Source organism: Flavobacterium branchiophilum NBRC 15030 = ATCC 35035 (genome assembly GCF_002217205.1).
GTDB classification, from domain to species: Bacteria; Bacteroidota; Bacteroidia; order Flavobacteriales; family Flavobacteriaceae; genus Flavobacterium; species Flavobacterium branchiophilum.
In genome coordinates, this window is the sequence record NZ_MUGT01000176.1 from 1 (window position 1) to 4,661 (window position 4,661).

The following is a 4,661-nucleotide window of genomic DNA, read 5'->3' on the forward strand; positions in this document are numbered from 1 at the left end:
CTAAGTAAGTAACTCGATTTTTTTAAATTAAAAAATCAATTTGATAATATTGTCGTTAATCTTTAACCGCTTGTTTTATGTTTTGGCAAAAGCAATTGGTTCAAACAACGAAATATGACATAAAAACAACCGTCTATTAATTTTAAAAAATTTACTTATATGAAAAACATCGGAATTAAAATTGCCCTCTACCTCAACTATTTTGTATTTGCCATTTTGCTCAATAGCGTTGGAATCGTTATACTGAAATCGTTAGAAAATTTTCATATTGCAGAAAAAGAAGCCAGTATATTGGAGGCTTTCAAAGATTTGCCTATAGCTATTGTATCGTTTGTGGTGGCTTCGTTTTTACCAAGAATAGGCTACAAAAAAGCCATGTTAATGGGCTTGGCATTGGTAACAATGGCTTGTTTGTTGATGTATTTTGGCAATAGTTTTGGTAGTGCCAAATTATTATTTGCAATGGTTGGCGTGGCATTTGCACTTATAAAAGTGTCTGTATATTCGGTTATTGGTGCAGTTACCAACGACAAAAAATCACATAATGCCATGATGAGCAGCATCGAGGGGGTTTTTATGTTTGGCATTGCGTTGGCTTATTTTTTGTTTCCTGCCTTTAACACCCCAAACAATCCCGATGCTTGGTTGCGGGTTTATTGGGTTTTGGCGGGTATGACGCTGATTTCATTTGTGTTTTTATTGTTTACACCATTTGAAGAACCAGACATTCAACCCCATCCTATTGCAAAAGATTTTATGGACATGATTGGTTTATTAATCCAAATATTAACCATCATTTTTTTAGCTAGTGCCTTTTTATTTGTGATGATAGAGCAAGGAATTATGAGTTGGCTACCAACATTTAACAAAAAAGTATTGCACTTGCCAGAAAACATCAGCATTATGATGGCTAGTATTTTGGCTATTTCGTTAGGAGTTGGTCGTATTTTGGCTGGTATGGCAACTAAAAAAATCGATTGGATATGGGTTTTGGCCTTTTCTGTAGTTGCGGCTATGTTGCTAGTAGTATTTGTTTTGCCCAAAACGGTCAATTTGCAAGTAACAACTATTAATAGTTTTGCAGACATTCCGCTAATTGCATTTACTTTTCCGTTGGTTGGATTGTTTATTGGTCCCATATATCCGTTGCTCAACTCGGTGATTTTGAGTGCATTGCCCAAAAATTTGCACAGTGCCATGACGGGACTTATTGTTGTATTTTCGGCAATTGGAGGTACATTGGGGTCTCGAATTATTGGATGGCTATTTGAAAAACAAGGGCCAGAACAGGCGTTTTATTTTACCTTGATACCCATGACTTTATTGTTATTTATGGCATTTTTACTTAAAAAAATTACTTCAAAAAATGATTTTCAAACTACACATTAAACAAACTTTAGACCAACTTTTGGCTCAGGAAGACACCGATGGCGATAAAAAAATTACCATTGACGATCGAGGGCCTAAAAAATTTGAAATAACCAACGAATTAGGCCACAAAATAGCCATCGAAGGCACGTATTATTTGTCAAATTTGTTGCAAGAATTGGCATTGGCACAAAAAGCAGGCAACAGTATTTGCGAAATACCATTGGCCTATATTCAGGAAAATCCAGTGGACCGCATCTCTCGAAAAATCAAAACCTTATTTTGGGACGGACTTACCCGAAGCATCGACCGTTTTGGGTTAGAAAAAATATTGGAAGACGAAAAAACAGAGAGTGATTTTCAATATTTATACGTTCCAGAAAAAGACCCATTTGCAATGGCCTATTTTAAGGATTTGGAACAATCCATACCCCGTCTTCAGGTGTTGCCCCTACCCGATGCTATCTCGGACGATTTTTCATTAAGCCTAAATAAAAAACCTGGTTTGTTAGCTTTGGCTCTTCAAGTAGATGACAATCAAAAGGTTACAGGCATTCCTTTTGTAGTACCGGGAGGTCGATTTAACGAAATGTATGGTTGGGACAGTTATTTTATTGCCGTTGGCTTATTAATTGATGGCAAAATAGCCTTGGCAAAAGGTACTGCCGAGCATTTCAAATACCAAATTGATCATTATGGTAAAATATTAAATGCCAATCGAAGTTATTATTTAACCCGCACACAACCTCCATTTTATACCTCGTTGTTGATGGATGTAGTAAATGCCGAAAAAGTAGATTCCCATTGGCTTTTCAAACATTTGCAAACAGCAATAACAGAATATCATTTGGTATGGATGCAATCGGACAAAAGGCTGACAGCTAACGGATTGAACAGGTATAAGGCAGAGGGTGTTGGCTTGCCATTTGAGGTGGAGCCAGGTCATTTTGACGATATTTTAGAACAATTTGCTCAAAAATACAACTTGCCTTTGCGAGAATTTGAGCAGCAATATTTAGAACGAACCATTACCGATGCTGCATTAGATGCCTATTTTATACACGACAGAAGTATGCGAGAAAGTGGCCACGATACCACCAATAGACTCGTTGGCGTGTGTGCAAACCTAAACCCCGTTGCTTTGAACAGTTTGTTGTACAAATATGAAACAGATATTGCGTATTTGATAGCACATCATTTTGAAAACCATTTTCAATACAACGAATCAACCACATACAGCAGTTCATTTTGGACAGAAAAAGCTCAAAATCGCAAGCAAAAAATGAACGAATTGTGCTGGAACGAAGCTAAAGGAATGTATTTTGATTATGATTTTGTGAACAACCAACAGCATCTTTTTGAAGCTGCTACAACTTTTTACCCGCTTTGGGCACAATTGTGTAGTCCTGAACAAGCACAAAAACTGGTTGAAAACGTTTTGCCAAAATTTAAAATGAAAGGCGGTATTGCAGGCAGCACACCAGAAATGCTGTCACAAGTTGCAGACAATGCACCCGTAAGGCAATGGGACTATCCTTATGGATGGGCACCTCATCAAATGTTGATTTGGCAAGGGCTGATGCATTATGGTTATACCGATGTGGCTCAAGAGTTGGTTTATAGATGGTTGTGGCTCATTACCCGAAATGCCGTTGATTATAACGGAACAATACCTGAAAAATATGATTTAGAAATAAGTTCGCATAAAATTTTTGCAGAGTATGGCAATGTGGGCACCGAATTTAGTTACATTACCGAAGAGGGTTTTGGATGGATGAACAGTTCTTACCAATTAGGGCTGCGTTTATTGAGTGAAACACTTCGCTCAAAATTAGCACTACTAACAGATCCAGACGATTTATTTTAAACAAAAAAAAGGCTGTACATCAAATAGGTACAGCCTTTTTTTAATAATAAAGCTAATGAACAGCCCGTCTAAAATTGTATTTTTTCAGTCATTCGAGTAAAAAAAACAGACTTAAATCAGCCTTTTATTAGTCTATTTAGTATTGTAAATTTACTTTCAATTCAAATTCATTGTCTATGGCTTTGTCTCCCAAGCTGTCAAAAAAACTACCTGAACCATATTTGATACCAAATTTTGTTCTGTCAATTTTCAAAGTTGTTGAGGCTCCTTTTGCAGAAGTGGCTAAATCAAAAGTAATGGCGTTTGTAACACCTTTGATAGTCAAATCACCTGTAACGGTATAAACGCCTTTTGCTTTAGCAGCTATTTTTTTGAACACCAATGTAGAAGTTGGAAATTGATCTGTTCCAAAAAAATCGTCGTTTTTCAAATGTCCATTCAATTTTGTTTGGTATTCGCCCGTCAAATCAGTAGCTGTTAATGAGTTCATATCCACCACAAAACTACCTGCAGTTAATTTTTTGTTTTTGAAAGTCAATGAAGCATCCTTAAAATTGATTGTTCCCGAGTGTTGTCCTGTTACTTTTTTTCCAACCCAGTTGATGGTACTTTTAGCAACATTTACCTTTTGCGCTTGAGCTGTAAATGTTCCGATAGCCATAATCATGGCCAATGCAATAGATTTTAAATTTTTCATGTTGTTTGATTTTTAAAATATAAATAATGGATTATTAAAGGGTAATAAATAAATTTTCTTTAGATTTTCTTACTTTTCTATAATGCTGCGTAGCGTCTTCTTCGTGTCTGTAACCAATTGTGGCAACTAATGTAGCATTCAAATGACGGGCCTCTAGACCTAAAATATCGTTGAATTGTACTGGAACAAATCCTTCCATTGGAGTAACGTCAATTTTCAATTCGGCAGCGGCATTCAACAAATTGCCCAAAGCCAAGTAAGTTTGTTTTGCAGTCCAAATATGTCTTTCTTCATCAGAAAGTTTACCAATATTTCCTTTCATCAAATCGGCATACCCTTGAAGTGCTGTAACAGGAATTCCACGTGTTTGACTAACGTTTTCCAAATAAGCGTCAATATAATCGTTATCAACATTGGTATTGTTTGCAAAAACAAATAGATGAGAAGCCTCTGTAATTTGTGATTGTCCCCAAGCGGCAGGCTGTAATTTGGCTCGCAATTCAGGATTTTCAACAATAATAACTTGATAAGGTTGCAAACCATAAGACGAAGCACTTATTTGAATTGCTTCTTTCAAAGTTTCAATATCTTGATCCGATACTTTTTGGGTAGCATCAAATTTTTTGGTGGCATATCGCCAATTCTGATTTTCTAAAAATGTACTCATGTTTGTATAGTTAAATTATAAATTATAAATCTTTTAATCTTTCAATCTTTCAATCTTTCAAT

At 36.0% G+C, this 4,661-nt stretch carries 4 protein-coding genes; 2 read left to right on the forward strand and 2 right to left on the reverse strand.

Annotated features, from left to right (window positions below; genetic code table 11):
- Window positions 1-159 precede the first annotated feature (159 nt).
- Both B0A58_RS15350 and B0A58_RS15355 read left to right on the forward strand, forming a co-directional pair.
- Entirely contained in the window at window positions 160-1,389 is a 1,230-nt protein-coding gene (locus B0A58_RS15350) for an MFS transporter (protein WP_014083190.1), read from the forward strand.
- Window positions 1,367-3,235: an alpha,alpha-trehalase gene (locus B0A58_RS15355; protein WP_089081773.1), complete on the forward strand. Its 1,869-nt coding sequence runs from the start codon at window positions 1,367-1,369 to the stop codon at window positions 3,233-3,235. Before B0A58_RS15350 ends, B0A58_RS15355 begins: the two co-directional genes overlap by 23 nt.
- Before the next feature lie 136 nt (window positions 3,236-3,371).
- On the opposite strand, the gene B0A58_RS15360 is transcribed toward B0A58_RS15355, so the two are convergent.
- Together B0A58_RS15360 and B0A58_RS15365 are read right to left on the reverse strand one after the other, a co-directional pair.
- Window positions 3,372-3,932, reverse strand: coding sequence for a YceI family protein (locus tag B0A58_RS15360; protein ID WP_089081774.1), 561 nt, complete (start codon window positions 3,930-3,932; stop codon window positions 3,372-3,374).
- Window positions 3,933-3,966: 34 nt separating this feature from the next.
- Complete coding sequence (locus tag B0A58_RS15365) at window positions 3,967-4,599, reverse strand: NAD(P)H-dependent oxidoreductase (protein WP_089081775.1); 633 nt, start codon at window positions 4,597-4,599, stop codon at window positions 3,967-3,969.
- Window positions 4,600-4,661 lie beyond the last annotated feature (62 nt).